Below are 21938 nucleotides of genomic sequence, written 5' to 3' on the forward strand. Positions count from 1 at the left end.
CCAAGAAAAACAGCCGGGATTATAGCGCGGGGTTCTCCATGTCAACCCGGTAGGGGGATGAAAATCTCCGGGACCTTTTCGATCGGACAACGGCCCGGGGTCACACGCACCAAAATCGCAAAAAAGACATGGGGCTGCTCCGCATCAGGGAAACTTTGTCTATTGTCCTGTTTTAGTGGTTCTGTTCCGTCTTGCCCTGCGGGGTATTTTGTGATAAACTGGAGAAAAATTTGCAAGGAAGTGATCGGATGTCGCTGCGGGAAAAGCTGCTGCGGGTCGCGCCGGAGGAATGGGAAAACGAGTTCGTCCGCATCCGGCCTATGACCACGCGGGACGACCTGATCTACGCGGGAGACGGATGCCGCCTGACGGATGAGCAGAGGGAATTTGTGAACCCCGTGTGGTTTTCGCTCGGCCGGGCCTATCTGGCCCCGGAGGATCACGATCCCTGCCTGATCGAAAACGAGCGCCGGGAGCCGATCGGCTTTCTGTGCTTCACGGCATGGGCCGATGCCTACAGCTGGAGCTATTTTCTCGACGTCCGGCAGCAGGGGAGGGGCTACGGAAAGCGGGCGGCGCAGCTGGCGCTCCGCCTGCTCCGGCTGGCCGATCCGGATATGCCGGTCAAGCTGGCCGTGGAGGCTGCCAACACACGGCCGCAGCGGCTTTACCGCTCGCTGGGCTTCCGGCAGCTGCCGGAGCGGGACGGCGACGATCTCATATTCTGCATGGAGGAGAATCCTGATGGATGATCTGGTCTTTCGCCGGGCGGGGAAGACGGACCTGCCGCACATCCTTGCCATGCAGGCGGATATTTTCCACGGTGAGCAGGGCATCCCCGATGACGACGTCGGGGCTTTCCTGCAAAAGCGACCCATCTGCTGGTGCGCCGGGTCGGGCGGGGTGCTGTGCGCGGCGGCTGCGGCGTGGCAGGAGGGGAGCGAGACCCACTGGGGCCGCTTTGTCGTGCTCCCGGCCTTCCGGGGGCGGCACATTGGGTCGCGGCTGGCGCGGTTCTCGTTTGACGACCTGTTTGCGATGGGCGTTGACAGCATCCACATGGACGCCCGCGAGACGACGGTCCGCATCGTCTGCGGCATGGGCGGGCGGATCGTGGGCGAGCCGGCCGCGTTCTACCGGGGCACCGTGACCCCGGTCGTATTGGAAAGACATGCCTACCGCGCGATTTGAATTCTCGGAGGGAATGACAATGTGGTTCTGGTGGTTTATGCTGGCCTGCGATCTGCTGATCCCGGCGATCATGATCCTTACGGGACGGATGATGTGGAAGCACTGCCCCAAAAAGATCAACGGTCTCCTGGGTTATCGCACGACGCGCTCCATGAAAAATAACGATACATGGCGGTTTGCACATATGCACAGCGGCAGGCTCTGGTGGCGTGTGGGCTGGGTCCTGCTGCTTCTGTCAGCTGCGGTGCATCTCCCGTTTTATCACAGCGATCCCGGAACGATCGGGAAATTCGCCCTCGCGCTGGAGGCGGTCCAGTGCCTCGTCCTGATCGCCTCGATCTTCCCGACGGAGCACGCCCTGAAAAAGACGTTCCGCGATGACGGAACCCGCAGAGAGATCGGGGGGACCCGATGACACAGCGGGAACGCATTGCCCGCTTTGAGCGGCTGGGGCTTGGCCTGTTCGTCCATTTCGGCGTCTTTTCCGTGCCGGAGGGCGGGGAGTGGCATCAGGCCGCGTCGAAGGAGAGCGCGGCCGAATATGCGCGGTATCTGGACCGCTTTTTTCCGAAGAAGGACTGGGCGGAGGACATTGCGGCCTTTTCATCAGGAAATTTTCCAAACAGAAAATCTACAAAAAAGCCGGGCCCGGTTTATGCCGGGTCCGGCGTTTCACGATACAATAACAGAGAGAACCAGGTGACGACATTGCCGCCGTACTGAAATTCGATCCCGTGGCGCTCGGCCAGTGCCGTGACGACGATGCCATGGCTCTCCACGCAGGGAAACATCCGGTCCGGGTGGCGGCAGGGGCCGTCCGGCCAGGCACAGTGTGCACAGATGGCGCACGATTCCGTAGAAAGCCCGTAGACCTCTGTACCCTGCGCGCGCAGGATGGCGGAGACCTGCCGCGTCAGCTCCTCGTGCGGGCCGCGCGTGGCGAGTGCCGCCTCGGTGTCCGCGATGTCCGCGACCTCCGTCAGCGACGTGATGAGCAGGCCCTGCGGATAGGACAGGCAGCGCGCCCGGCACGCCTCCACGGAGCCGACGGCGGGCGGACAGGCCCATGTTTTGTTATAGCGCGGACAGTTCTCGCGGCAGACCGTGCGGATGCGCTCGGAGAATTCCAGCTCCGCCGTTTCGAACCAGACATATTCCGCCAGCGGCAGCTCTGCCAGCTGCGCCTCGACCGCAGCACGGTTCACGCCTTGTCCTCCCGCTTCAGATACAGCAGATCATAGGACACCGGTGTGCAGAACAGGCGGCGAATTTCCGCCGGGTCGCGTGTCTGACCGAGGATCCACATCAGCTTGGCCACGACGGCCTCAGTCGTCATATCATAGGCCTCCAGCAGATGGAGATCGTTCTTCAGGTGGAAGCCGACGTCATAGACGGACAGATTGCTGCCCTCGTTCTGCACCTGCGTCGTCATGACGATGGTCTTTTCGGCCTCCATGGCCTCACGCAGGACGCGCTCGAAGCCGCTGCCCTGATAGGACGGCAGGCCGCCGACGCCGAAGCTCTCGATGATGACGGCGTCGTTATGCTCGAGCAGGTACGACAGCATGCCGCAGTCCGCGCCGGGGATCATTTTCATGAGTGCGACGCGCTCACCGAGCTTGTCATAGAACACGGGCGCGGGAAGGGCGGACGGGCGGATATATTCCATCAGGAAGCCGTTCTGCAGCACGGCCAGCTCCGGATAGTTGATGCTGGAGAAGGCCTGCAGGCTGACGGTGCGCGTTTTGCGTGCGCGGGTGCCGAGAATGACGCGGCCGTTGAACACGATCATCACGCCGCGCAGGTCGGACACGGCGCAGCGGAACGCATCGGCCAGATTCGTCTTGGAATCCGTGTTTTCAAACACGATGGGCTTCTGTGCGCCCGTCAGGATGATGGGCTTGGGGGAATACTGAATGAGATAGGACAGCGCCGCGGCTGTATAGGCCATGGTGTCCGTGCCGTGGGCGATGACGAAGCCGTCATATTCCTCATAGCGGGCGCGGATGGCGCGGGCGATCGTCAGCCAGTGCGCGGGAGTCACATTCGTCGAGTCGATGGAAAACAGCTCTTCGCAGGTCACGCTGCACAGAGATGAGATCTCCGGCACGCAGCGCAGCAGCTCCGCCGAGGTGAGCGCCGGGGCAAGGCCGCTCGGCGTGACCTCCGAGGCAATGGTGCCGCCCGTTCCGAGCATCAGAACCTTTTTCATGATTGCCTCCTGTCCGCAGTACAAGCACATTTTGGGGGAAATATTCTGCAGCTAGTATATCACGGAATATCGCCGGACGCAACCGGCGCGATTGACAAAGTCTCCCTTTCGCGGTAAAATAATCGAAGTTATAAAATGAGGTGAGCCAGATGCTTTCTGTTGTGATCCCTGCCTTTAATGAGCAGGAAATGGTCCCCGCGGCCGCCGGGCAGATCGACGGCATTCTTTCGCGCGCCGGGATCCCGCATGAACTGATCTTTATCGACGACGGCTCGCGCGACGCCACCTGGGCGGAGATCCGCGCCGAGTCCGAGCGCCGCGATACCGTGCGCGGCGTCCATTTTTCGCGCAATTTCCGCAAGGAGGCAGCCATTTTTGCCGGTCTGCAGGCGGCGGACGGCGACTGTGTCGCCGTGATCGACTGCGACCTGCAGCATCCGCCCGAGAAGCTCGTGGAGATGTACCGGCTGTGGGAGCAGGGCGTCGAGGTCGTCGAGGGCGTGAAGACGGACCGCGGTGAGGAGTCGCTGGCTCACCGCGTGGCCGCGAAGACGTTCTACCGCCTTATCAGCGAGGCGACGCACATCGACATGACGCGCGCCTCGGATTTCAAGCTGCTCGACCGCAAGGCCGTGAACGTACTGCTGTCCATGCGGGAAAAACGCGCGTTCTTCCGCGCCCTGTCGTCGTGGATCGGCTTCCGTACGGCGGAGGTGCCCTATGAGGTGCGTGAGCGCGCCGCAGGCGAGTCGAAATGGTCGACATGGCTGCTCATCAAATATGCGCTTTCCAACATCACGGCCTTCACGTCCCTGCCGCTGCACCTCATCACGGGCTGCGGCGCGGCGTCGTTCCTGGCTGCGCTTATCGTCGGCATCGTGTCGATCGTGCGTCTGGCCATGGGCCGTGTCGTCACCGGCCTGACGGGTGCCGTGATCCTGCTGCTGTTCCTCAGCGGCCTGATCATGGTCGGCCTCGGCATCATCGGCTACTATCTCGGCAATATCTATATGGAAATTCAGGACCGGCCGCGCTTCATCGTATCCGAGACCTGCGGCGTGCGGAAAAAAACCTGAAAGCCTGTTGACTTTTTTCGGAATTCTGCTATGATAGTGACACAATGCAATAACCTTATCGAGAGTGGCGGAGGGACTGGCCCGATGAAGCCCGACAACCTGCATTTGCAAGGTGCCAATTCCAGCGATTTTATCGACAGATGAGGACAAAAACCTTGTGCCCTGTCGACAGCAGGGCGCTTTTTTGTATCGAGAAGGTTAGAAGCATGCAAAAATTTCAGGGAAGAAGGAACCTCCAGATGCAAAAAAGAATCTTTACCTCCGAATCCGTGACCGAGGGGCATCCTGACAAGGTCTGCGATCAGATCTCCGACGGCGTGCTCGACGCTATTCTGGCGCAGGACCCCAAGGCGCGTGTCGCCTGTGAATGCTGCGCCACGACCGGCATGGTCATGGTCATGGGCGAAATTTCCACGGAATGCTATGTGGACATCCCCCATGTGGCCCGCGACACCATCTGCCGCATCGGCTATGATAAGCCGGAGTCCGGCTTCAACGGCCATACCTGCGCGGTGCTCACCGCCATCGACGAGCAGTCCGGCGATATCGCCATGGGCGTGAACAGCTCCTTTGACGATGCCGATACCCTCGGCGCGGGCGATCAGGGCATGATGTTCGGCTTCGCCTGCAGCGAAACGCCCGAGCTGATGCCCGCCCCCATCACCTATGCCCAGCAGCTTGCCATGAAGCTGTCTGCCGTGCGCAAGTCCGGCGAGCTCGACTGGCTGCGCCCGGACGGCAAGAGTCAGGTCTCTGTGCAGTACGGCGAGGACGGCAGCGTGGAGCGCATCGATACCGTCGTCGTTTCCACCCAGCATGCCGACAGCGTCTCGATCAAAGACCTGCGTGAGGCCGTCATCGAGCGTGTCATCCGCCCGACCCTCCCTGCGCGGCTCATCGATGGGGATACGAAGTTTTATGTCAACCCGACCGGCCGCTTTGTTGTGGGCGGCCCGGCGGCGGACAGCGGTCTGACCGGCCGCAAGATCATCGTGGATACCTACGGCGGCTACGCGGCCCACGGCGGCGGCGCCTTCTCCGGCAAGGATCCGACGAAGGTCGACCGCAGCGCGGCCTATATGGCCCGTTACGTCGCCAAGAACCTTGTGGCGGCAGGTCTTGCCGCCAAGTGCCAGATCGAGCTGGCCTATGCCATCGGCGTTGCCCATCCCGTCTCCGTCCTTGTCGACACCTTCGGAACGGGCCGCCTGTCCGACGCCCGCCTGAGTGAGCTGGTCAGCGAGTGCTTTGACCTGCGCCCGGCGGCGATCATCCGCAGTCTGGACCTTCGGCGTCCGATCTACCAGCAGGTCGCAGCCTATGGCCACTTCGGCCGCGCGGACCTCGACCTGCCGTGGGAGAAGACCGACGCCGTGGAGCGCATCCTTGCCCGAGCATGACCCCGAGCATCGAAAGATCCCTCCCTGCAAAATTTTAATTGACCAGAGGTGTGATTATGAAGCTCTCCCGGAAAATCTGCGACTGTGCCCAATCTCCCATCCGTAAATTCTACCCCTACGCGGTCGCTGCGCAGCAGCGAGGCATCCGCATCCACCAGCTGAATATCGGCCAGCCCGATATCCAGACGCCTCCCGCCTTTTTTGAAGCCATTGAGGCCGGCAGGCGTGACGTGCTTGCCTATGCAGAATCCCCCGGCATCCCCGCCCTGCTCGAGGCCATCCGCGCCTATTATGCGCGCATCGGCGCCTCGTTTGAAACGCAGGACATCCTCGTGACCACCGGCGGCAGCGAGGCGCTGCTCATGGCCATGCTGTGCATTCTGGACGAGGGCGACGAAGTGCTCATCCCGGAGCCCTATTACCCGAACTACTTCACGTTTATCCGCATGGCGGGCGGACGGGTGCATCCCATCCCGACCTCGCCGGAGGACGGCTACCGTTACGCCGAGCGCGCCCGCATCGAGCCGCACATCACGGAAAAGACGCGCGCCATCCTCCTTGCAAACCCCGGCAATCCCACCGGCACGGTGCTCACCCCGGCGGAGCTGCGCCTCATGGCGGATATCGCCCGCGAGCATGGCCTGTATCTCATCTGCGACGAGGTCTACCGCGAGTTTATCTATGACGGCGCAGAGCCTGCCACGGCGGGCAGATTCCGCGATATCGACGAGAATCTCATTCTCATCGATTCCGTTTCGAAGCGCTTCAGCGCCTGCGGCGCGCGCATCGGTGCGCTTATCTCCCGCAACCGCGACATCATGCAGGGCGCGCTGAAGCTGGCGCAGGCCCGCCTGTCCGTCGCCACGCTCGATCAGCTCGGCGCGGCTGCGCTCTATGGCGTGGATCCCAGCTATTTCGACGCCACGCGCAACGAATACCGCCGCCGCCGCGACACCTGCTACCGCAAGCTGCTGGAGATCCCCGGCATCGTCACGACGGAGCCGCAGGGTGCGTTCTACACCATGGCGAAGCTGCCGGTGGACAGCACTGAGCGCTTCCAGCTCTATCTGCTGCAGGAGTTCGAGGACAACGGCGAGACCGTTATGTTCGCCCCCGGCAGCGGCTTCTATGCCACGCCCGGTGCGGGTACGAGCGAGATCCGCATCGCCTATGTGCGCTGCGTCGAGGAGCTTGAGCGCTCCCTGACGCTCCTGCGCCTCGCCATTGAACGGTATAACCAAAAGTAAAAAGCTGGCGGCCCGGGAGGATCCTCCCGGGCCGCCGCGTATGATTGGGGGTATTGATCGTACACGCCATTGTAGGGGAGCGGCATGCCGCTCCCGGTGCTGCACAAACGATTCGCACAGGCTATCGTTAAGATGGCAGCCGCCCCCGACGGGGCCTGTAGCGGCGCTCAGCGAGCGCCCGGTAGGAAGTAATTCAACCGTAGGAGGGCGCTGGTGCACCACGGCACCACCCTGACGTGGCAATCTCGGGAAGGCAGTTACGATTTCGCCGATCGCTTTCCCACGATTCAGCCGGGTACTGCGAGATTGCACCCCAAGGGCACTTCCTCGCGCTTCGCGCTCAGGGCGCCACGTCGGCCTTTGGCCTCCTCGCAATGACAAACTTGGAGGCATTGCGCCAATGAATTTGTGCCAGCAAATATTGCCAGCCTGCAAGGCGCTCCCTGAGCGCCGCTGCATTTTTCTCTCGCGCGGCGGCCTTGCACAACGAGCGCCGCAACAGACGCAATTGGCGCGTACCATTTCCCCGTCAGCCTGCGCCGTCTGCCAGCGCGGCGGCATAGAACGCGTCGATCTGTGCGAACACGGCCTCGCTGCAGCGCCCCTGCGCATCGTGCAGCAGGGAGGTGTGTGTTTCACCGGGCAGGAGGACGGTCCGGATGTTCGGCGCGTTCTCTTTTTGACAGGCTGCCAGCAGGCTCGGTCCGTCTGCCGGGATAGTGTCGTCGTCCGCCCCGTGCAGCACGAGCACCGGCGTGCCGGAAGCCGCCGCGGCCTCTGCGCCGGAGACGTTTGCCGCCGTGCCGAAGCGCAGCTGCTGATCGAGCCACAGGAACGGCACGCCCAGCTCCGCGACCGGTCCGCACCAGCGCCGCGCCGTCTGCCGCATCAGGCCGAGCGGCGTATCAAATCCTGCCGCGCAGACGGAGGCCGTCACGTCGTGGCTGCCGCCCAGCACAGCCGCGGCGGCATAGCCGCCCCAGCTGTGGCCGAAGAGCAAAATGGGCAAGCCCTCCTGTTCTGCGCGGGTCAGGGCGGCATCCAGATCAAGGGCGGACTGCGCAAGACCGCGCGTGCCGCTGCCGCCGGAGGCTCCGGTGCCGGTCGCATCGTAGGACAGGACACTGTAGCCGTTGTCCACAAAGTGCATCGTCTCCGGCAGGTATGTCTCCGCGTCCGCGCCAAGCCCGTGGGCGATGACGACAAGGGCCGCCGCATCCTCCGCCGGATAGAGCCAGCCCGTGAGCTGGGCGGAGCCGGAGGAGAACGTGACCGTCTGCCGCGGATAGTCTGCCGCGACGTCCGCATAGCGCACGGTCAGCCCGTCCGGCTCGTCTGCGCGCCCGAACAGGGCGGCGTTCATGACCTGCACGGCAGCAACGGAGCAGATGAGATAAACTGCCAGCGCAAGGAGCAGAATGCGCCGCAGCACGCGGGATCTTCTGGACATAGCGCCCTACCTTTCGAAAAACGGCCGGCCCTGAAAAGGGCCGGCCACTTCATTTTGCTTACTGCTTCGGCTCGCGGACGGTCTCGACCAGTCCGGCCGCAAGGCCTGCAAGGCCCTGCAGCTCCGAGGGGATGATGATCTTCGTGGCCTTGCCGTCGGCGACCTTCTGCATGGCCTCGAGCGCCTTGAGCTTGATGACCTGATCGTTCGGGCAGGCGTCGTTCAGCATCTGCATGGCCTCCGCCGTTGCCTTCTGCACGGCGAGAATGGCCTCGGCCTGGCCCTGCGCACGCAGGATGGCGGACTGCTTTTCGGCGTCGGCGCGGAGGATGGCGGATTCCTTTTCACCCTCGGCGACGAGGATCTGCGAGCGCTTCGTGCCCTCTGCCTGCAGGATGGCCTGACGGCGGTCGCGCTCGGCCTTCATCTGCTTTTCCATGGAGTTCTGGATGTCCTGCGGCGGCAGGATGTTCTTCAGTTCCACGCGGGTGACCTTGATGCCCCAGGGGTCGGTCGCCTCGTCGAGGATGGCGCGCATCTTCGTGTTGATGACGTCGCGGCTCGTGAGCGTCTGGTCCAGCTCAAGATCGCCGATGATGTTGCGCAGTGTCGTGGCCGTCAGCGTTTCCATGGCGACCATCGGCTGCTCGACGCCGTAGGTATAGAGCTTCGGATCCGTGATCTGGAAGTAGACGACGGTATCGATCTGCATGGTGACGTTATCCTTCGTGATAACGGGCTGCGGGGGGTAGTCCAGCACCTGCTCCTTCAGGCTGACGCGGCGGGCGATGCGCTCGACGAACGGCAGCTTGAAGTGGATGCCGACCTCCCACACCTGCGAGAACGCACCGAGGCGCTCGATGACGTAGGCGCGGGACTGCTGCACGATGCAGATGTTTTTGATAAGGATGATGAGGATCAGCAGGGCAACGGCGCCGATGATGAGATAGGGAACGATCTTTTCCATAATGCTCTCTCCTTTGCTTATTTGTGGGACACGGGGATGGGGGTGACGATCAGCTTGACGCCCTCGATGGCGTCGATCCGCACGACGGTCCCGGCTGCGACGGGGCTGCCGTCGGCGCTGCGGGCCGACCATTCCACGCCGGACAGGCGGACCGCGCCGGTCTCATGCAGATTGTCGATGGCCTCCGTGACGATGGCCTCGCGGCCGATGTTCCCGGCGGCGTTCGTGCGGACGGTGCGCGGCCGCAGGTACTTTTTCACGAGCGGGCGCAGCGCAGTCAGCAGCACGACAGACACGGCAAAGAACAGCGTGATCTGCAGCCAGAGCTCGGCATGCAGCAGGGCGGCTGCCAGAGCGGCCAGTGCGCCGCCGATGAACCAAACGGTCGTCAGGGCCGTTGTGGCGCCCTCGATCACGGCAAAGACCACGATGAGCGCAAGCCACAGGAACTCCATGCGCATGGCATATTCCTCCTTTCGCTGCTTTCAGTATGACATATGCGAAGACGCTTGTCAAGATAGTGTGAGCAGGAAATTTTCAGCATTGCTCCAGGATATCTGGCAGCTCTTCCAGACGGTGTATTTCAAAATCCGGCACGATGTCCGGGCGCGGAGGACGGCCGGTACGGTTGAACCAGCAGGTGCGCAGCCCCGCATTTTTGCCGCCGAGGATGTCGCTTGTCAGGCTGTCGCCGACGATCATGGCCATCGCGGGGTCAAAGTCCGGGATGCGCGCGAAGCAGTAGTCAAAATAACCCTTTTCCGGCTTGTGGAAGCCCGTGTCCTCGGAAATGAAAATTTCCTGAAAATAGTGGGAGATCCCGGCGCTCTCCAGCCGGCTGTACTGCGTGTCCGCCACGCCGTTCGAGGCCAGATACAGCCGGTAGCGCGGGGCAAGCCGACTGAGCAGCGCCTCTGCGCCGGGCACGAACCAGTGGCCGATGCCGAGATAGCGGCGGTAGCGGTTTTCGGCATCCTCAGGGTCGTGGGCGCAGCCAAGGGCCTGAAACAGCAGGGAAAAACGCTCAATGAGCACCTGCTCGCGTGGAATTTCACCGCGCTCAAAGCGCTCCCACTGCTGCTGGTTGATGCGGCTGTAGAGCGCGAGCGTCTCCTCCGTGGGGGCGATGCCGAGCTCCCGCAGCGTGCGGAGGATGCCGTGGCGCTCCGCTTCGCCGAAGTCGAGCAGAGTATCGTCGAGGTCCAGAAACAGATCGCGGATCATGGCAGCTGCACCGGTCCTTTCTCCTGCGCATAGGCCGCAGCGGACATGCGCAGGCGGCGGAATACGATCAGGCAGCCGGCCCAGCTGAGCATCATGACCGGCACGCCGATGTAGGCCGCAAGCTTCACCCAGATGTTCGCCAGCGGCAGGCCGAACAGGAGCAGCGCGAGCGAGCCGACCAGCAGCACCGCGCCGGTCAGCCAGCCGATGCCGCTCACACGGCGCAGAAGGCGCATCTTCGGAGAGGGCTGCGGCGCTTTTCCGCTGCGCAGCAGCGCGCCTGCGCGGGCATGGAGCACCAGCAGGTTGACAAGCTCCAGCAGCAGGCAGAGATACATGGCCTCGCGGCCGATGAGCGTGCTGACGCCGAAGCCGATGAGCACGCTCATGATCAGAAACATGCCCGCGCCTCCGGCGGCCAGACAGCCGGTCAGCAGCACGGGGATATCGTGTTGATCCCGCATGAAAGATTCCTCCTAGTCGTTGCGGACATAGCGCGCCGTTCCGGAGTCGTCCGTCAGCGTCAGCTCCCGGCCGTCAACGGTCCAGATAAATTCGGCCTGATAGGGCGAGGTGCCCTCCTGAATGTCCGTGAAAAGTGTCTGCCCGTCTGCGTGCCACACGCCGCGGATGGTCCCGGTGTCCTTGCCGCGGAACGTGCACTGCACGCTGATCGTGCCGTCCTGCGCCAGCGTCATGGTCTCGATGAGATCGCCGTTTCCGGCGCTGACCCAGCTGCCGACCAGCTCCTGCGGCAGGGCGTCCGCCTGCTCCGGCGCGGCGCAGGCGCACAGGAGCAGCAGGCACAGCAGCACTGCGGCGGCCCGCCTCACTGCGCGGCCTCCGCGCCGAAAAAGCGCATGCGGAAGCTCTCCTCGCCGCTTTCCAGCACGCCGCGGACATACTGCGCGTCCGCGTCGGCGGCATGCTCGAGCGTGAGCAGGGCCCCGCGGAAGCATTCGCGGTCATACACGACCTCCAGCCCGCGGAACAGGCCGGGCGCAGCCTCCTGCGCGCGGCGCACATAGGCTACGTTGTTCATGTGGCCGTTGTCGTCGATCTCCGCATCCGTCACGCGGACGGCCCCGGCGGCCGTCATCGTCTCCGGCAGCGTCAGGCGGCGCAGGCGCGTTTTCCGCTCCGGTGCATGCACGGGCAGCTCCCACAGAGCGGGGATCTGCCGCAGGTCGATCATGTGCCGCGCCTCGGCATTCACGAGCACCCAGCAGTGCACGGCCGAGCCGATGACCTCGCCGTCTGCGCAGAAATCATAGTCGCGCACGCTCATCACGGGCGTCGGGCTGCGCAGCCAGGTGCGCACGGTCAGCGCCTCGTCCGCAGCGGGCAGACGTGTCAGCTCCAACCGGCTGCGCACGAGCATCCACAGGCAGCCGAAGTCCGCGACCATGCGGTCGTGGCCGATGTTCAGCGCGTCTGCGTGGTCCGTGGCGGCGCGCTCGAGCGCGCCCATCAGCTCTGCGGGTGTCCAGATCCCGTCGTGTACGGGGCGGCAGCTTACTTCCAGAATCTCCTGCATTTCGTTCCTCCGGCTCTTCTCAGGTATGCCTTATTGTAACACGTCTCTGCGGCTGCGTCAACCTCGGGAAAAGGCGGCCCCCGCCCGAAAGCAGGAGCCGCCCCGGACTGTCGAAAAAAGCCTCGCAGAGTTTGCGCCCGCAGGCGCAAAGAGAATGGAAATCATTTTCTCCGGCGGCGTGTACGTCGGAGAAAATACCGCTCGGCTCGCAAACGTGCGAAAGGTGCGCCGCAGGCGTGCCCTTCGTGCGCTGCCGCGAGCCGCAGCCCTTTCAAACGAGAGCCCAGTGAAACGGGTCTCGTTTGAGAGCTTGTCAAAAATCCTTTTTTGACAAGCGCAGGCGGCCCCTGCCCGCAGGCAGGAGCCGCCCGAAAGTCAGAAGCGGAAATAGATGAACGGATTATACGACGAGCTGAGAATGAACACGATGCACACGATCAGCAGAAGGCCCGAGGCAAGGTTCGCCAGCAGGATGCCCTTCGCGCTCTTCGGCTCCCGGCGCAGCAGCGGCAGGCAGCACACGATGCCGAGCGGCAGGTAGACGACGGCCTTCAGAAGGGAGACGTTCGTGGCGGCGGCAGCCACCCAGTCCGTCGCCTGCGGGACGAACATGAGCTTCAGCGCATGGCACAGCGACGGGAAATCGGTCAGGTCGAACAGCACCCAGCCGATCAGCACGAAGAACGCCGTATAGAGCCAGCGCACGGCCTTCGGCAGCCGCTCCAGCAGCCGCCCCAGAAACAGCTTTTCCGCCAGCAGCAGAAGCCCGTAATACAGGCCCCAGAACAGGAAGTTCCACTGTGCGCCGTGCCAGAAGCCGGTCAGCGCCCAGACGACCAGAATATTCCGGATCCAGCGGGATTTTTTGACCCGATTGCCGCCGAGCGGGATGTAGACATAGTCGCGGAACCAGGTCGACAGGGAGATGTGCCACCGCCGCCAGAAATCCGTGATGGAAAGGGCGGTATAGGGGTGGTCAAAGTTCTCCAAAAAATGGAAGCCGAACATCCGCCCCAGACCGATGGCCATGTCGCTGTAGCCGGAAAAATCGAAATAGATCTGCAGCGCATAGGCTACGGCGGCAAGCCAGTAGAGCGTGGTGCCGTAAACGGCGCTGTCTCCGGCGTAGATCGTCTCGGCGATGCGGGCGATGTTGTTTGCCAGAATGACCTTTTTTGCAAGGCCGAGGATAAAGCGGCGCAGACCGGCCGCCACGTCGTCGATCGATTCATGGCGTTCCTGAATTTCCTGCTCGACCGTCTCATAGCGGACGATCGGCCCGGCGATCAGCTGCGGGAAGAAGCTGACGTAGAGGAGCAGGTAAAAATAGTTGCGCTGGACGCGAATTTCGCCGCGGTACAGATCGATCACATACGAGAGGATCTGGAAGGTATAGAAGCTGATGCCGATGGGGAGCGTCAGCTTCGGCAGCGCGCTCCAGCCGAACAGGGCGGAAAGATTCTCCGAAAAGAAATTCAGATATTTGAAGACGAAGAGATTCCCGACGAGCAGAACGACCGTGACGATCAGAATGAGCTTCCGGTGTGCGGTGCAGCGCTCCATCAGCAGGCCGCCGCAGTAGGCCGCGAGCGTGGCGGCGAGCATCAGCAGCAGGAAGCGCGGCTCGCCCCAGGAATAGAACAGGAGCGAGGCGAGCAGCAGGACGACATTGCGGTAGACGCGGTTTTTGCTCAGGTAGTAGGCGGCGGCGACCAGCGGGAAAAAGGCGTAGACAAAGGTGATACTGCTAAAAACCATGGCTCAGTTCTCCAGTGCAAAGTCGGGCGAGATATAATAGTCGACGTTTCCGATCAGCAGGACCTTCGTGATGCTGTTCCTGCGCAGATAGTCGCTCAGGGAGAAGTCGCTTCCCAGATAATTGCGGTAGTAGCGCAGGTCGACGGAATATGTCCTGCCGAAGTGGGAAGCCAGCAGTTTCAGAATGGCGTTGTCATAGGATTCACCGATGACAAGCACGTTCTCCCGGTCGGTCCGGCCGGTGTCAAAGATGATCTCGCCGTCGTCCCCGCCGTAGAAGGCGCCGTAGCTGAGCGCAAGCTCGCCCGGAACGGCATCCTGCCTGCCGTAGTCATCGGCAGGCTCGCCGTTGCGTGTGACCGTCATCTCCGGATAGGCAAAGCGGTAGACGGTGAAGGGCTCCGAGAAGATGTCAAGCCCCGTTCCGGCCGCCTTGGAGCCGGAAAACTCGCCGAGCGTCTCGGTCGCGGTCGGCTCCAGCGGCGCATCCGTGCAGCCGAGGAAGGAGAGCAGCTCCCGATAGGCGCGGTAGGAGCCGAGGTAATTCCAGTGGTGATCCGTCCGGTAAAAATATTCGGAGAATGCGGCAAAATCGGGAATTTCGTATTCCAGCATCCGGTCCTCCGGCAGGTCCAGCATGGAAAACAGCAGATCGTCGGCATAGACCCGCTCGCCGGTCTCGAAGTTGATATCCGTGTCCTTTTCGATGTAGCAGACGTAAAATTCCGTGTCGGGATGGGCGGCGAATATGGCGTTATAATTTGCGGCGCGCTCCTCCAGCGTGGGACGGAGCTTCTCCAGATCGCGCGTTTGATACGTCAGGTAATCCGAGAACAGCTGCACATCGCCGACCCGATAGTAGCGGCCGTTTTCCAGCACGGGCTTCAGCAGTGCCTTGGTCAGCTTGGACGACAGATCGTTATACCGCGCCTTGAACCGTTCCGCAAAGGGAGTCTGATCCCCCAGCGCGGCCTCCAGCTGATCCTGAAACGTGCCGTCGGCGTAGCTTCCCGGCGTCGGCAGGGCCGCGCGGTTTGCATAGCGGTTTTCATAATAGTTGATCTCCTTTGGGAAGAAGACCGTCCGCGCCAGACCGAGCAGCAGCCCGCAGAGGATCAGCCCCACAAAGGCAAAATTGATCACTTTCTTCAAAATATCGTTTCCCTCCCTGCATGGGACATCGCCTGTCGTGATTTTGCAAAATCATCAGCTTGTCAAAAGCCCTTTCGGACTGTTTCCCCTCCGAAACTTTCGGCTGGGCAGGTTTTTGACAGTCTGAATCATATCATAAAGGGAAAGTGTTTGCAAGGGAGAATCCGGGCTGCACGGCGGAACCGGCAGAAAGCGCTTGCCTTTTGGGGGAAAACGCGGTATAATGGTGCAATCACGCTGCACGGGAGGGAAACGCTTGAAGCTGAAAAAGATGATCGATAAAACGCTGGCGCTTTATCTGCTGGTCGGCGTTCTGAACTTCATCGTCTGCACGGGGATCATGTTTCTCCTTTATAATGTGGCCGACGTCAGCAAGCACTTTGCGCCGATCGTGAACTACGGCCTCGGCAGCATCATCTGGTATCTTTCCTGCAACTATCTGCTCTTCCCCGGCCACAAGACCACCTCGAAGCAGCTGCTGTGCTTTGTGCTGGACATTGTTGTGTGCTATCTGCTGTCGTATTATCTCATCGGGCCGTATGTCTCGCGCCTGCTGCTGCGCTCGCACTCCGTGACGCGCTTCTTCTCGTTCGGCGGCACGGAGAACATCCGCGGCAACTGCGAAATGTCCGTTGGTTCGCTCAGCTATGCGCTGCTGAACTATTTTGGCCAGCGCTACTTCGTCTTCAGCGATCGCTTCGCCGCCCGTAAGGACAGAAATACCGAAGAATAAAGCAATTCCCCGGGGCAGGATGAACCGCTCCGGGGAATTTCATATATCGCGGCATGTGTAAGGAAACAGCATACCGTTCCCGGCGCAATGCTGCCGATAAAGCGGACCGGAAGGCATTGTGCCACAGAATGCGTGCCTGTTTTTGCTCAGCCCTCCATGCACCGCAGCACGGTCTCCTCCGGGACGATGGCGGAGATGCCGCCGGGGTACTGCGTGGACAGGCTGGCGGCCGTGGCGGCGAAGCGGCCGATGGCGGTCAGCTCGTCCTCGGTCAGCGCCTCGGGCGCGCGGCCCAGCTGCAGCAGGCGGCTGACGGCGCTGCCGCCGAAGATATCGCCTGCGCCCGTCGTGTCGACCGGCAGGACGCGCGGCGCGCCTACGAGGACGGCTGCCCCGGCATTCTGCAGCAAGCAGCCCTTCGGCCCGCAGGTGACCATGGCCAGGCGGACGCCGAAGTCCGCAAGCAGGCGCGCTGCGCCCTCCTCGGGGCTGCAGCCCCAGAGAAAGCGCACCTCGTCATCGCTGATCTTGACGATATCGGCCTGCCGCAGGCCCCAGAGGATCTGCGTTTTCGCCGCATCGGCATCCGGCCACAGCGGCAGGCGGAGGTTCGGGTCGAAGCTGAGAAGCTTGCCGTGCGCGGCGGCGTAGGCGGCGGCCTGCTGCGTGGCGGAGCGCACCGGCTCCTGCGTCAGGCTCAGGCTGCCGAAGTGGAGCAGACGCGCCTCGTCCAGCAGCGAAAGATCCAGCTCGTCAAAGCGGAGCTGCGTGTCCGCGCCCGGCTTGCGGGCGAAGCTGAACGCGCGTTCGCCGCCGGGGCCGAACGTGACGAAGGCCAGCGTTGTGAACACGGACGGATCACGCACGATGCCCTCCGTGCGGATACCGGCCTGCGCCAGTGTGGCGCACAGAAGGTCGCCGAACGTATCCGCGCCGACCTTGCCGAGCATGGCGCCGCTGCAGCCGTAGGCGTGCAGAGCGGCCAGAAAATTCCCCGGCGCGCCGCCGGGATGGGCGGCGAGGGTGGGGTAGCCGTCGCGGTCCGTGTCGACCGTGGCAAAGTCGATCAGAAGCTCGCCGAGTGCAATGGCGTCCAGCATGAAGGATCCCTCCGTATCAGAATTCGGAACAGAATGAAGAATAGAAAATGAAAAATCAAGCCAGCACAGCACCATTCAGCGAGAGCATTCGGCGAAAAAGATCCGGGAAAGACCGAAGATGTAATTGTGCGGTGCTGCCGTAATAATCAAAGCCCGAGCCTTTCCAAAGCGGCCATGCGCAGGGCGAGGCAGAAGATCTGCATGGCCTGCTCCAGCTCCTCCACGGGCGGGAAGCTCGGCGCGATGCGGATGTTGCTGTCGGCGGGGTCGTTTCCGCCGGGATAGGTTGCTCCGGCGGGCGTCATGGTCACACCGGCCTCGGCGCACAGAGCGAGCGTGCGCTTCGCCGTACCGGGCATGGCGTCGCATGAGACAAAGTAGCCGCCCTTCGGCTCCGTCCAGCTCGCGATGTTGAGCGGGGCGATACCGCGCAGGGCCGCCAGCACGGCCTCGAACTTCGGGCGCAGGATGGCGGCGTGGCGCTGCATGAGCTCGAGCACATGGGCCTTGTCCTGCAGGAAGCGGACATGACGCAGCTGGTTAACCTTGTCATAGCTGATGGTCTGCGCACCGAGCAGACCGGAGAGGTATTTCAGGTTCGCCTCGGACGCCGCCATGACGGCCACGCCCGCACCGGGGAAGGTGATCTTGGATGTTGAGGCAAATTCATAGACCATGTCGGCGTTCCCTGCCTCACGGCACAGCGTGAGCATGTCGCGGAAGGGAACGAACTGGCCATAGACCTCGTGCAGGCAGTAGGCGTTGTCCCACATCAGGGCAAAGTCCGGCGCGGCGGGGCGCAGGGCGGCCAGCCGGTCGACAACGGCGTCGGAATAGACGATACCCTGCGGGTTGGAGTATTTCGGCACGCACCAGATGCCCTTGACGGCCGGGTCGCGCACGGCGGCCTCGACGGCGTCCATGTCCGGGCCGTCCGGCGTCATGGCGATGGGGATGAGCTCCATGCCGAACGACTGCGACACGCGGAAATGGCGGTCATAGCCCGGCGCGGGGCACAGGAAGCGGACGACGGGCTCCTGCGACCACGGGCGCGGCGAGTGCAGCAGGCCATGCGTCCAGGCCTTGGCGATGAGGTCATACATGAGGTTCAGGCTGGCACTGCCGCCGACGAGGACCTGCGAGGGCGTCACGCCCAGCAGCTCGGCAAACAGGCGCTTGGCCGAGGGAATGCCGGTCAGCTCGCCATAGTTGCGCACGTCGAGCGCGCCGTCGAAGCAGTCCTCCGGAGACTGCAGCACGGTCAGAATGCCGCTGACCATGTCAAGCTGCGTGCGGCTCGGCTTGCCGCGGGCCATGTTCAGAGAGAGTCCCTTCGCCTTCCAGGCGTCGTACTGCTCCTGCAGCGCGGCATATTCCGCGCAGCGCTCCGAACGGGTGTAGTCTGCATAGGGCTTCATGGTGTGACCTCCAAAAAGTTTTTCGGTTTGCCCCCATCTTACCGCGCAGCGGGCGGAATGTCAATCGGTTTCCTGCATTCTTTGCATGAAAAAAATCGCTTTTTTGACGGCAGACGCAAACTATGCGAATTATTTGCAGCGCAACTTGCAAAACAGCCGGATATCTGCTATGATAAATCAGAATTCGCCTGAATAGGAGAAGGAGACGGTGATTTTGGCACAGATCGACCTGACGACGGGCTCCATTCCCAAAACGCTGCTGCGCTTTGCGTTCCCCATGATCTGCGGGAACCTGCTGCAGCAGCTTTATAATGTAGCGGACACGCTCATCGTCGGCCGGTTTCTTGGTTCGGATGCGCTCGGCGCGGTCGGCTCGTCCTATACGCTCATGACGTTCCTGACGTCCATCCTGCTCGGCCTGTGCATGGGCAGCGGCGCGCTGTTCTCCGTCTGTTGGGGGCAGCGGGACCTTGCCAGACTCCGGCGGCAGACGCATGCAGCCTTCATGCTCATCGCGGCGTGCACCGTCGTGCTCAATGCGGCGGCCTTTCTGCTGCTCGATGCGATGAAAACGCTCCTGTCCGTCCCGGCGGAGGTCTGGCCCCTGATGCGGTCGTATCTGTTCGTCATTTTCTTCGGCATCGGCGGGACGTTTCTTTATAATTATTACGCCTCGCTCCTGCGTGCGGTGGGCAATTCGCTCGTCCCGCTCCTCTTCCTTGCGGCGGCAGCCGTGCTCAACATCGCGCTCGACCTCGTGTTCGTGCTCGTGTGCCGGTGGGGCGTGGAGGGCGCTGCGGCCGCGACGGTGCTGGCGCAGTGGCTCTCCGGCATCGGCACGGCGGTCTATACCCTCGTGCGCTGTCCGGAGCTGCGGGCCCGGCGGGAGGAGCGGCGCATCACGGGCGCCATGCTGCGGGAGCTTCTGGGCGCCTCGGTGCTGACATGCCTGCAGCAGTCCGTGATGAACCTCGGCATCCTCATGGTGCAGGGACGCATCAACAGCTTCGGCCCCGTGATCATGGCGGCGTTCGCAGCCGCCGTGAAGATCGACTCTTTTGCCTATATGCCGCTGCAGGACTTCGGCAATGCGTTCTCCACGTTCATTGCACAGAACTACGGCGCGCAGCAGCCGGAGCGCATCCGCCGCGGCATCCGCACGGCCGTGCTCCTGTCGTCGGTCTTTGCCGTGTGCGTCTCGGCCTGCGTCGTGCTGCTTGCTGCGCCGCTGCTGGGGCTGTTCCTGCAGCCGGGCGAGACGGAGATCCTGCAGGCCGGCGTGACCTACCTGCGCATCGCGGGCGCGTTCTATGTGGGCATCGGCGGGCTGTTCCTGCTCTATGGCCTCTACCGCGCCGTCGGCAGACCGGGTATGTCGCTCGTGCTGACGGTCATCTCGCTCGGCACGCGCGTGGCGCTGGCCTATGCGCTTTCGGCCGTCCCGGCCATCGGCGTCGTGGGCATCTGGTGGTCCATCCCCATCGGCTGGGCGCTTGCGGATCTCACGGGCGTGCTCGTCTGGCGGCGCGCCGGGCGAAAGTTGACAGAAAATTCACACCCCGGCGCGAAAATGCGTTGAAAAGCCCTGTGTGGTGTGATATGATTGGAGCATCATTCGGAAAGCGAGAAACATTATGGATCTGGAACACAACGAAAACGAAGAACTGGAAGTGACCCCGGCCGAGCCGGAGGCGGCCCCGGAGGCCGAACCGGAAACCGCGCCGGTCCCTGAGGCGGAGCCGGAGGAGAAGCCGGAGGAGAAGCCTGCGGAAAAGAAGCCCGGCATGTCCAAGGGCGCAAAGATCGCCATTTTCCTGGCGGCGCTGGCTCTTGCGGCGGCCATCGCGGCCTGCGTCCTGCTCATCACGGGCCGCAAGGATCACCCGGCCGAGACGGAGGCCCCGCAGACGGAGGCGACTGAGGCAACGGACGGCACGACCGAGACCGTCGCAGACAAGACGCTCGAAGCGGGCGAGGAGGTCACGACGACCTACGGCAAGGCGGCCAATCTGATCGACGCCGATAACTTCGGCAAGAACGCCGCTACGGACAACGCCTCCTATACCACGAGCACGGCGGAGGCCGGCGATGTGCAGATGCGCACGGTCGTTGCGCGCGACGCGACGGGCTACTGCCTGACGAACGCCGACCTGCAGATCTACTACTGGATGGAATTCTACCAGCTCATGAACAACTATGGCTCCTATGCCTCCATGCTGGGTCTGGACTACACGAAGGCGTTGGCCCTGCAGGACGCCCCGAGCGGCGGAACGTGGGAGCAGTATTTCCTGACGAGCGCCACAAACAACTTCGCCGAGATCCGCGCCCTGTATTTGGCGGCGCAGGAGGCGGGCTATGAGCTGCCGGAGACGGACGCCTCCTCCATCGAGGACGTGCTGGACCCGGAGGGAAGCTTTGCCAAGAGCGCGGCAGACAACGGCTATGACGATGTCGATGCCTATCTGCAGGTCAACTTCGGCAAGGGTGTCACGACCGAGATCTATCACGACTATCTGCTGACGTATTATACGGCGGTGAACTATTATAAGAACGTGCTGTACGGCGAGTCTGCCAACGCGCTGACGGATGCCGAGATCGAGGCCTATTATGACGAAAACGCCCAGAGCTATATCGATCAGGGCGTGACGAAGGTCAACAACGTCTCCGTCCGCCACATCCTCATCCAGCCCGAGGGCGAGAAGGACAGCGACGGCAACTACAGCGATGAGGCGAAGGCAGCGGCCAAGGCGGAAGCCGAGCGCATCCTTGCCCTCTGGCAGGCCGACCCCACGGAGGACAACTTCAAGACGCTTGCGCTGGAGTACAATCAGGACCCCGGCTCCAAGGACAACGGCGGCCTGTATGAGGACTTCCAGCCCGGCAAGATGGTCACGGAGTTCAACGACTGGTGCTTCGACGAGAGCCGCCAGCCCGGCGATTGTGAGATCGTCGAGACGACCCATGGCTACCACATCATCTATTTCATCGGCCAGACCGAGACCCGCGCCTGGTTCGACACGGCGAAGGACGACATGGCTTCCGCCGCAGCCGGTGAAAAGATCACAGAGCTGAAAACAAAGTACCCTGTAGAGTTCAACTTCAATAATGTCGTGATCTACGACCTGCTGAGCGCTTCCGTCTCGGCATCCTGACACGAAGACAGAACGGGTGCGCCGCGGCAGCAGCGGCGCACCCGTGCTGAGCTTGTCAAAAAAGAATTTTTGACAAGCTCTCAAACGAGACCCGTTTCACTGGGCTCTCGTTTGAATGGGGCAGCGGCTCGCTGCAGCGCACGAAGGGCACGCCTGCGGCGTGCCCTTTGCACGTTTGCGAGCCGAGCGGTATTTTCTCCGACGTACACGCCGCCGGAGAAAATGATTTCCATTTTCTTTGCGCCTGCGGGCGCAAACTCTGCGAGGCTTTTTTGACAGTCTGATAACAAATGGTCCTGCAGTTCATTCGCTGCAGGACCA

General features: G+C 62.5%; 24 protein-coding genes and 1 riboswitch. Of the genes, 10 read left to right on the top strand and 14 right to left on the bottom strand.

Going from position 1 to position 21938, the window contains the following annotated elements; all coding sequences use genetic code 11:
• Positions 1-248 precede the first annotated feature (248 nt).
• The 4 genes from ACMKFF_RS02225 to ACMKFF_RS02240 are packed head-to-tail and all read left to right on the top strand — an operon-like array spanning position 249 to position 1914.
• A complete protein-coding gene (locus ACMKFF_RS02225) occupies positions 249-752 on the top strand; it encodes a GNAT family N-acetyltransferase (RefSeq protein ID WP_419495903.1) in 504 nt (167 codons plus the stop codon).
• Positions 745-1191 carry a GNAT family N-acetyltransferase gene (locus ACMKFF_RS02230; protein ID WP_418469268.1) on the top strand — a complete coding sequence of 149 codons (447 nt, stop codon included), beginning with the start codon at positions 745-747 and terminating at the stop codon, positions 1189-1191. The genes ACMKFF_RS02225 and ACMKFF_RS02230 overlap by 8 nt, the downstream gene beginning before the upstream one ends.
• A gap of 13 nt (positions 1192-1204) precedes the next feature.
• Positions 1205-1606 carry an SdpI family protein gene (locus ACMKFF_RS02235; protein ID WP_419495904.1) on the top strand — a complete coding sequence of 134 codons (402 nt, stop codon included), beginning with the start codon at positions 1205-1207 and terminating at the stop codon, positions 1604-1606.
• A complete protein-coding gene (locus ACMKFF_RS02240) occupies positions 1603-1914 on the top strand; it encodes an alpha-L-fucosidase (RefSeq protein ID WP_419495905.1) in 312 nt (103 codons plus the stop codon). Before ACMKFF_RS02235 ends, ACMKFF_RS02240 begins: the two co-directional genes overlap by 4 nt.
• Here the strand turns inward: ACMKFF_RS02240 and ACMKFF_RS02245 are convergent.
• Entirely contained in the window at positions 1845-2396 is a 552-nt protein-coding gene (locus tag ACMKFF_RS02245) for a DUF2284 domain-containing protein (protein WP_419495906.1), read from the bottom strand. The genes ACMKFF_RS02240 and ACMKFF_RS02245 overlap by 70 nt on opposite strands.
• Entirely contained in the window at positions 2393-3403 is a 1011-nt protein-coding gene (locus tag ACMKFF_RS02250; protein ID WP_349134749.1) for an asparaginase, read from the bottom strand. The genes ACMKFF_RS02245 and ACMKFF_RS02250 overlap by 4 nt, the downstream gene beginning before the upstream one ends.
• 149 nt (positions 3404-3552) lie before the next feature.
• Here ACMKFF_RS02250 and ACMKFF_RS02255 point away from each other — a divergent pair, with 149 nt between their 5' ends.
• From ACMKFF_RS02255 to ACMKFF_RS02265, 3 genes are all read left to right on the top strand, one after another.
• Positions 3553-4479 (top strand): glycosyltransferase family 2 protein, encoded by a 927-nt coding sequence (locus ACMKFF_RS02255; RefSeq protein WP_419495907.1) that lies wholly within the window; start codon positions 3553-3555, stop codon positions 4477-4479.
• A gap of 52 nt (positions 4480-4531) precedes the next feature.
• A riboswitch (SAM riboswitch) is annotated at positions 4532-4626 on the top strand.
• Between the two features lie 92 nt (positions 4627-4718).
• Complete coding sequence (gene metK / locus ACMKFF_RS02260; protein ID WP_349134747.1) at positions 4719-5879, top strand: methionine adenosyltransferase; 1161 nt, start codon at positions 4719-4721, stop codon at positions 5877-5879.
• Between the two features lie 56 nt (positions 5880-5935).
• Positions 5936-7126, top strand: coding sequence for a pyridoxal phosphate-dependent aminotransferase (locus ACMKFF_RS02265; RefSeq protein WP_419495908.1), 1191 nt, complete (start codon positions 5936-5938; stop codon positions 7124-7126).
• Positions 7127-7655: 529 nt separating this feature from the next.
• Here ACMKFF_RS02265 and ACMKFF_RS02270 read toward each other — a convergent pair.
• The 9 genes from ACMKFF_RS02270 to ACMKFF_RS02310 form a co-directional block, all read right to left on the bottom strand.
• On the bottom strand, positions 7656-8576 hold the full coding sequence (locus ACMKFF_RS02270; protein WP_419495909.1) for an alpha/beta hydrolase: 921 nt from the start codon (positions 8574-8576) through the stop codon (positions 7656-7658).
• A 58-nt stretch (positions 8577-8634) separates the two neighbouring features.
• A complete protein-coding gene (locus ACMKFF_RS02275; protein ID WP_367926915.1) occupies positions 8635-9543 on the bottom strand; it encodes an SPFH domain-containing protein in 909 nt (302 codons plus the stop codon).
• 17 nt (positions 9544-9560) lie between these two features.
• Positions 9561-10004 (bottom strand): NfeD family protein, encoded by a 444-nt coding sequence (locus ACMKFF_RS02280; RefSeq protein WP_418469253.1) that lies wholly within the window; start codon positions 10002-10004, stop codon positions 9561-9563.
• A gap of 76 nt (positions 10005-10080) precedes the next feature.
• On the bottom strand, positions 10081-10767 hold the full coding sequence (locus ACMKFF_RS02285; protein ID WP_418469251.1) for a YjjG family noncanonical pyrimidine nucleotidase: 687 nt from the start codon (positions 10765-10767) through the stop codon (positions 10081-10083).
• Positions 10764-11231: a hypothetical protein gene (locus tag ACMKFF_RS02290; RefSeq protein WP_418469249.1), complete on the bottom strand. Its 468-nt coding sequence runs from the start codon at positions 11229-11231 to the stop codon at positions 10764-10766. Before ACMKFF_RS02290 ends, ACMKFF_RS02285 begins: the two co-directional genes overlap by 4 nt.
• A 12-nt stretch (positions 11232-11243) precedes the next feature.
• Positions 11244-11600 (bottom strand): hypothetical protein, encoded by a 357-nt coding sequence (locus tag ACMKFF_RS02295; protein ID WP_419495910.1) that lies wholly within the window; start codon positions 11598-11600, stop codon positions 11244-11246.
• On the bottom strand, positions 11597-12304 hold the full coding sequence (locus ACMKFF_RS02300; RefSeq protein WP_419495911.1) for an acyl-ACP thioesterase domain-containing protein: 708 nt from the start codon (positions 12302-12304) through the stop codon (positions 11597-11599). Before ACMKFF_RS02300 ends, ACMKFF_RS02295 begins: the two co-directional genes overlap by 4 nt.
• Positions 12305-12679: 375 nt before the next feature.
• Positions 12680-14062 (bottom strand): MBOAT family O-acyltransferase, encoded by a 1383-nt coding sequence (locus tag ACMKFF_RS02305; protein ID WP_418469245.1) that lies wholly within the window; start codon positions 14060-14062, stop codon positions 12680-12682.
• A 3-nt stretch (positions 14063-14065) separates the two neighbouring features.
• On the bottom strand, positions 14066-15205 hold the full coding sequence (locus tag ACMKFF_RS02310) for a DHHW family protein (protein ID WP_419495917.1): 1140 nt from the start codon (positions 15203-15205) through the stop codon (positions 14066-14068).
• 265 nt (positions 15206-15470) lie between these two features.
• Between ACMKFF_RS02310 and ACMKFF_RS02315 the strand changes: the two genes are divergently transcribed.
• Positions 15471-15947, top strand: coding sequence for a GtrA family protein (locus ACMKFF_RS02315; RefSeq protein ID WP_349134582.1), 477 nt, complete (start codon positions 15471-15473; stop codon positions 15945-15947).
• A gap of 146 nt (positions 15948-16093) precedes the next feature.
• On the opposite strand, the gene ACMKFF_RS02320 is transcribed toward ACMKFF_RS02315, so the two are convergent.
• The gene (locus ACMKFF_RS02320; RefSeq protein WP_419495912.1) at positions 16094-17047 is read right to left on the bottom strand and encodes a carbohydrate kinase family protein; all 954 of its coding nucleotides are present in this window, start codon (positions 17045-17047) and stop codon (positions 16094-16096) included.
• Positions 17048-17193: 146 nt separating this feature from the next.
• Positions 17194-18465, bottom strand: a complete 1272-nt coding sequence (locus ACMKFF_RS02325; protein ID WP_419495913.1) for an aminotransferase — start codon at positions 18463-18465, stop codon at positions 17194-17196.
• Positions 18466-18673: 208 nt separating this feature from the next.
• Between ACMKFF_RS02325 and ACMKFF_RS02330 the strand changes: the two genes are divergently transcribed.
• Both ACMKFF_RS02330 and ACMKFF_RS02335 read left to right on the top strand, forming a co-directional pair.
• Positions 18674-20044, top strand: coding sequence for an MATE family efflux transporter (locus tag ACMKFF_RS02330; protein WP_419495914.1), 1371 nt, complete (start codon positions 18674-18676; stop codon positions 20042-20044).
• 55 nt (positions 20045-20099) lie between these two features.
• Positions 20100-21617, top strand: coding sequence for a peptidylprolyl isomerase (locus ACMKFF_RS02335; protein WP_419495915.1), 1518 nt, complete (start codon positions 20100-20102; stop codon positions 21615-21617).
• Positions 21618-21672: 55 nt separating this feature from the next.
• Here ACMKFF_RS02335 and ACMKFF_RS02340 read toward each other — a convergent pair.
• Positions 21673-21938: hypothetical protein (locus ACMKFF_RS02340; RefSeq protein WP_419495916.1), on the bottom strand; the 266-nt coding region annotated here is incomplete at its 5' end.

It is taken from the genome of Faecousia sp. (genome assembly GCF_048519415.1).
In the GTDB taxonomy this organism is placed as follows: Bacteria; Bacillota; Clostridia; order Oscillospirales; family Oscillospiraceae; genus JAZOXB01.

Coding starts and splice junctions, on each gene's coding strand:
- ACMKFF_RS02225 (WP_419495903.1), top strand. CDS start 249: ATGTCGCTGCGGGAAAAGCTGCTGCGGGTCGCGCCGGAGGAATGGGAA.
- ACMKFF_RS02230 (WP_418469268.1), top strand. CDS start 745: ATGGATGATCTGGTCTTTCGCCGGGCGGGGAAGACGGACCTGCCGCAC.
- ACMKFF_RS02235 (WP_419495904.1), top strand. CDS start 1,205: ATGACAATGTGGTTCTGGTGGTTTATGCTGGCCTGCGATCTGCTGATC.
- ACMKFF_RS02240 (WP_419495905.1), top strand. CDS start 1,603: ATGACACAGCGGGAACGCATTGCCCGCTTTGAGCGGCTGGGGCTTGGC.
- ACMKFF_RS02250 (WP_349134749.1), bottom strand. CDS start 3,403: ATGAAAAAGGTTCTGATGCTCGGAACGGGCGGCACCATTGCCTCGGAG.
- ACMKFF_RS02255 (WP_419495907.1), top strand. CDS start 3,553: ATGCTTTCTGTTGTGATCCCTGCCTTTAATGAGCAGGAAATGGTCCCC.
- metK (WP_349134747.1), top strand. CDS start 4,719: ATGCAAAAAAGAATCTTTACCTCCGAATCCGTGACCGAGGGGCATCCT.
- ACMKFF_RS02265 (WP_419495908.1), top strand. CDS start 5,936: ATGAAGCTCTCCCGGAAAATCTGCGACTGTGCCCAATCTCCCATCCGT.
- ACMKFF_RS02270 (WP_419495909.1), bottom strand. CDS start 8,576: ATGTCCAGAAGATCCCGCGTGCTGCGGCGCATTCTGCTCCTTGCGCTG.
- ACMKFF_RS02275 (WP_367926915.1), bottom strand. CDS start 9,543: ATGGAAAAGATCGTTCCCTATCTCATCATCGGCGCCGTTGCCCTGCTG.
- ACMKFF_RS02280 (WP_418469253.1), bottom strand. CDS start 10,004: ATGCGCATGGAGTTCCTGTGGCTTGCGCTCATCGTGGTCTTTGCCGTG.
- ACMKFF_RS02285 (WP_418469251.1), bottom strand. CDS start 10,767: ATGATCCGCGATCTGTTTCTGGACCTCGACGATACTCTGCTCGACTTC.
- ACMKFF_RS02290 (WP_418469249.1), bottom strand. CDS start 11,231: ATGCGGGATCAACACGATATCCCCGTGCTGCTGACCGGCTGTCTGGCC.
- ACMKFF_RS02300 (WP_419495911.1), bottom strand. CDS start 12,304: ATGCAGGAGATTCTGGAAGTAAGCTGCCGCCCCGTACACGACGGGATC.
- ACMKFF_RS02305 (WP_418469245.1), bottom strand. CDS start 14,062: ATGGTTTTTAGCAGTATCACCTTTGTCTACGCCTTTTTCCCGCTGGTC.
- ACMKFF_RS02320 (WP_419495912.1), bottom strand. CDS start 17,047: ATGCTGGACGCCATTGCACTCGGCGAGCTTCTGATCGACTTTGCCACG.
- ACMKFF_RS02325 (WP_419495913.1), bottom strand. CDS start 18,465: ATGAAGCCCTATGCAGACTACACCCGTTCGGAGCGCTGCGCGGAATAT.
- ACMKFF_RS02335 (WP_419495915.1), top strand. CDS start 20,100: ATGGATCTGGAACACAACGAAAACGAAGAACTGGAAGTGACCCCGGCC.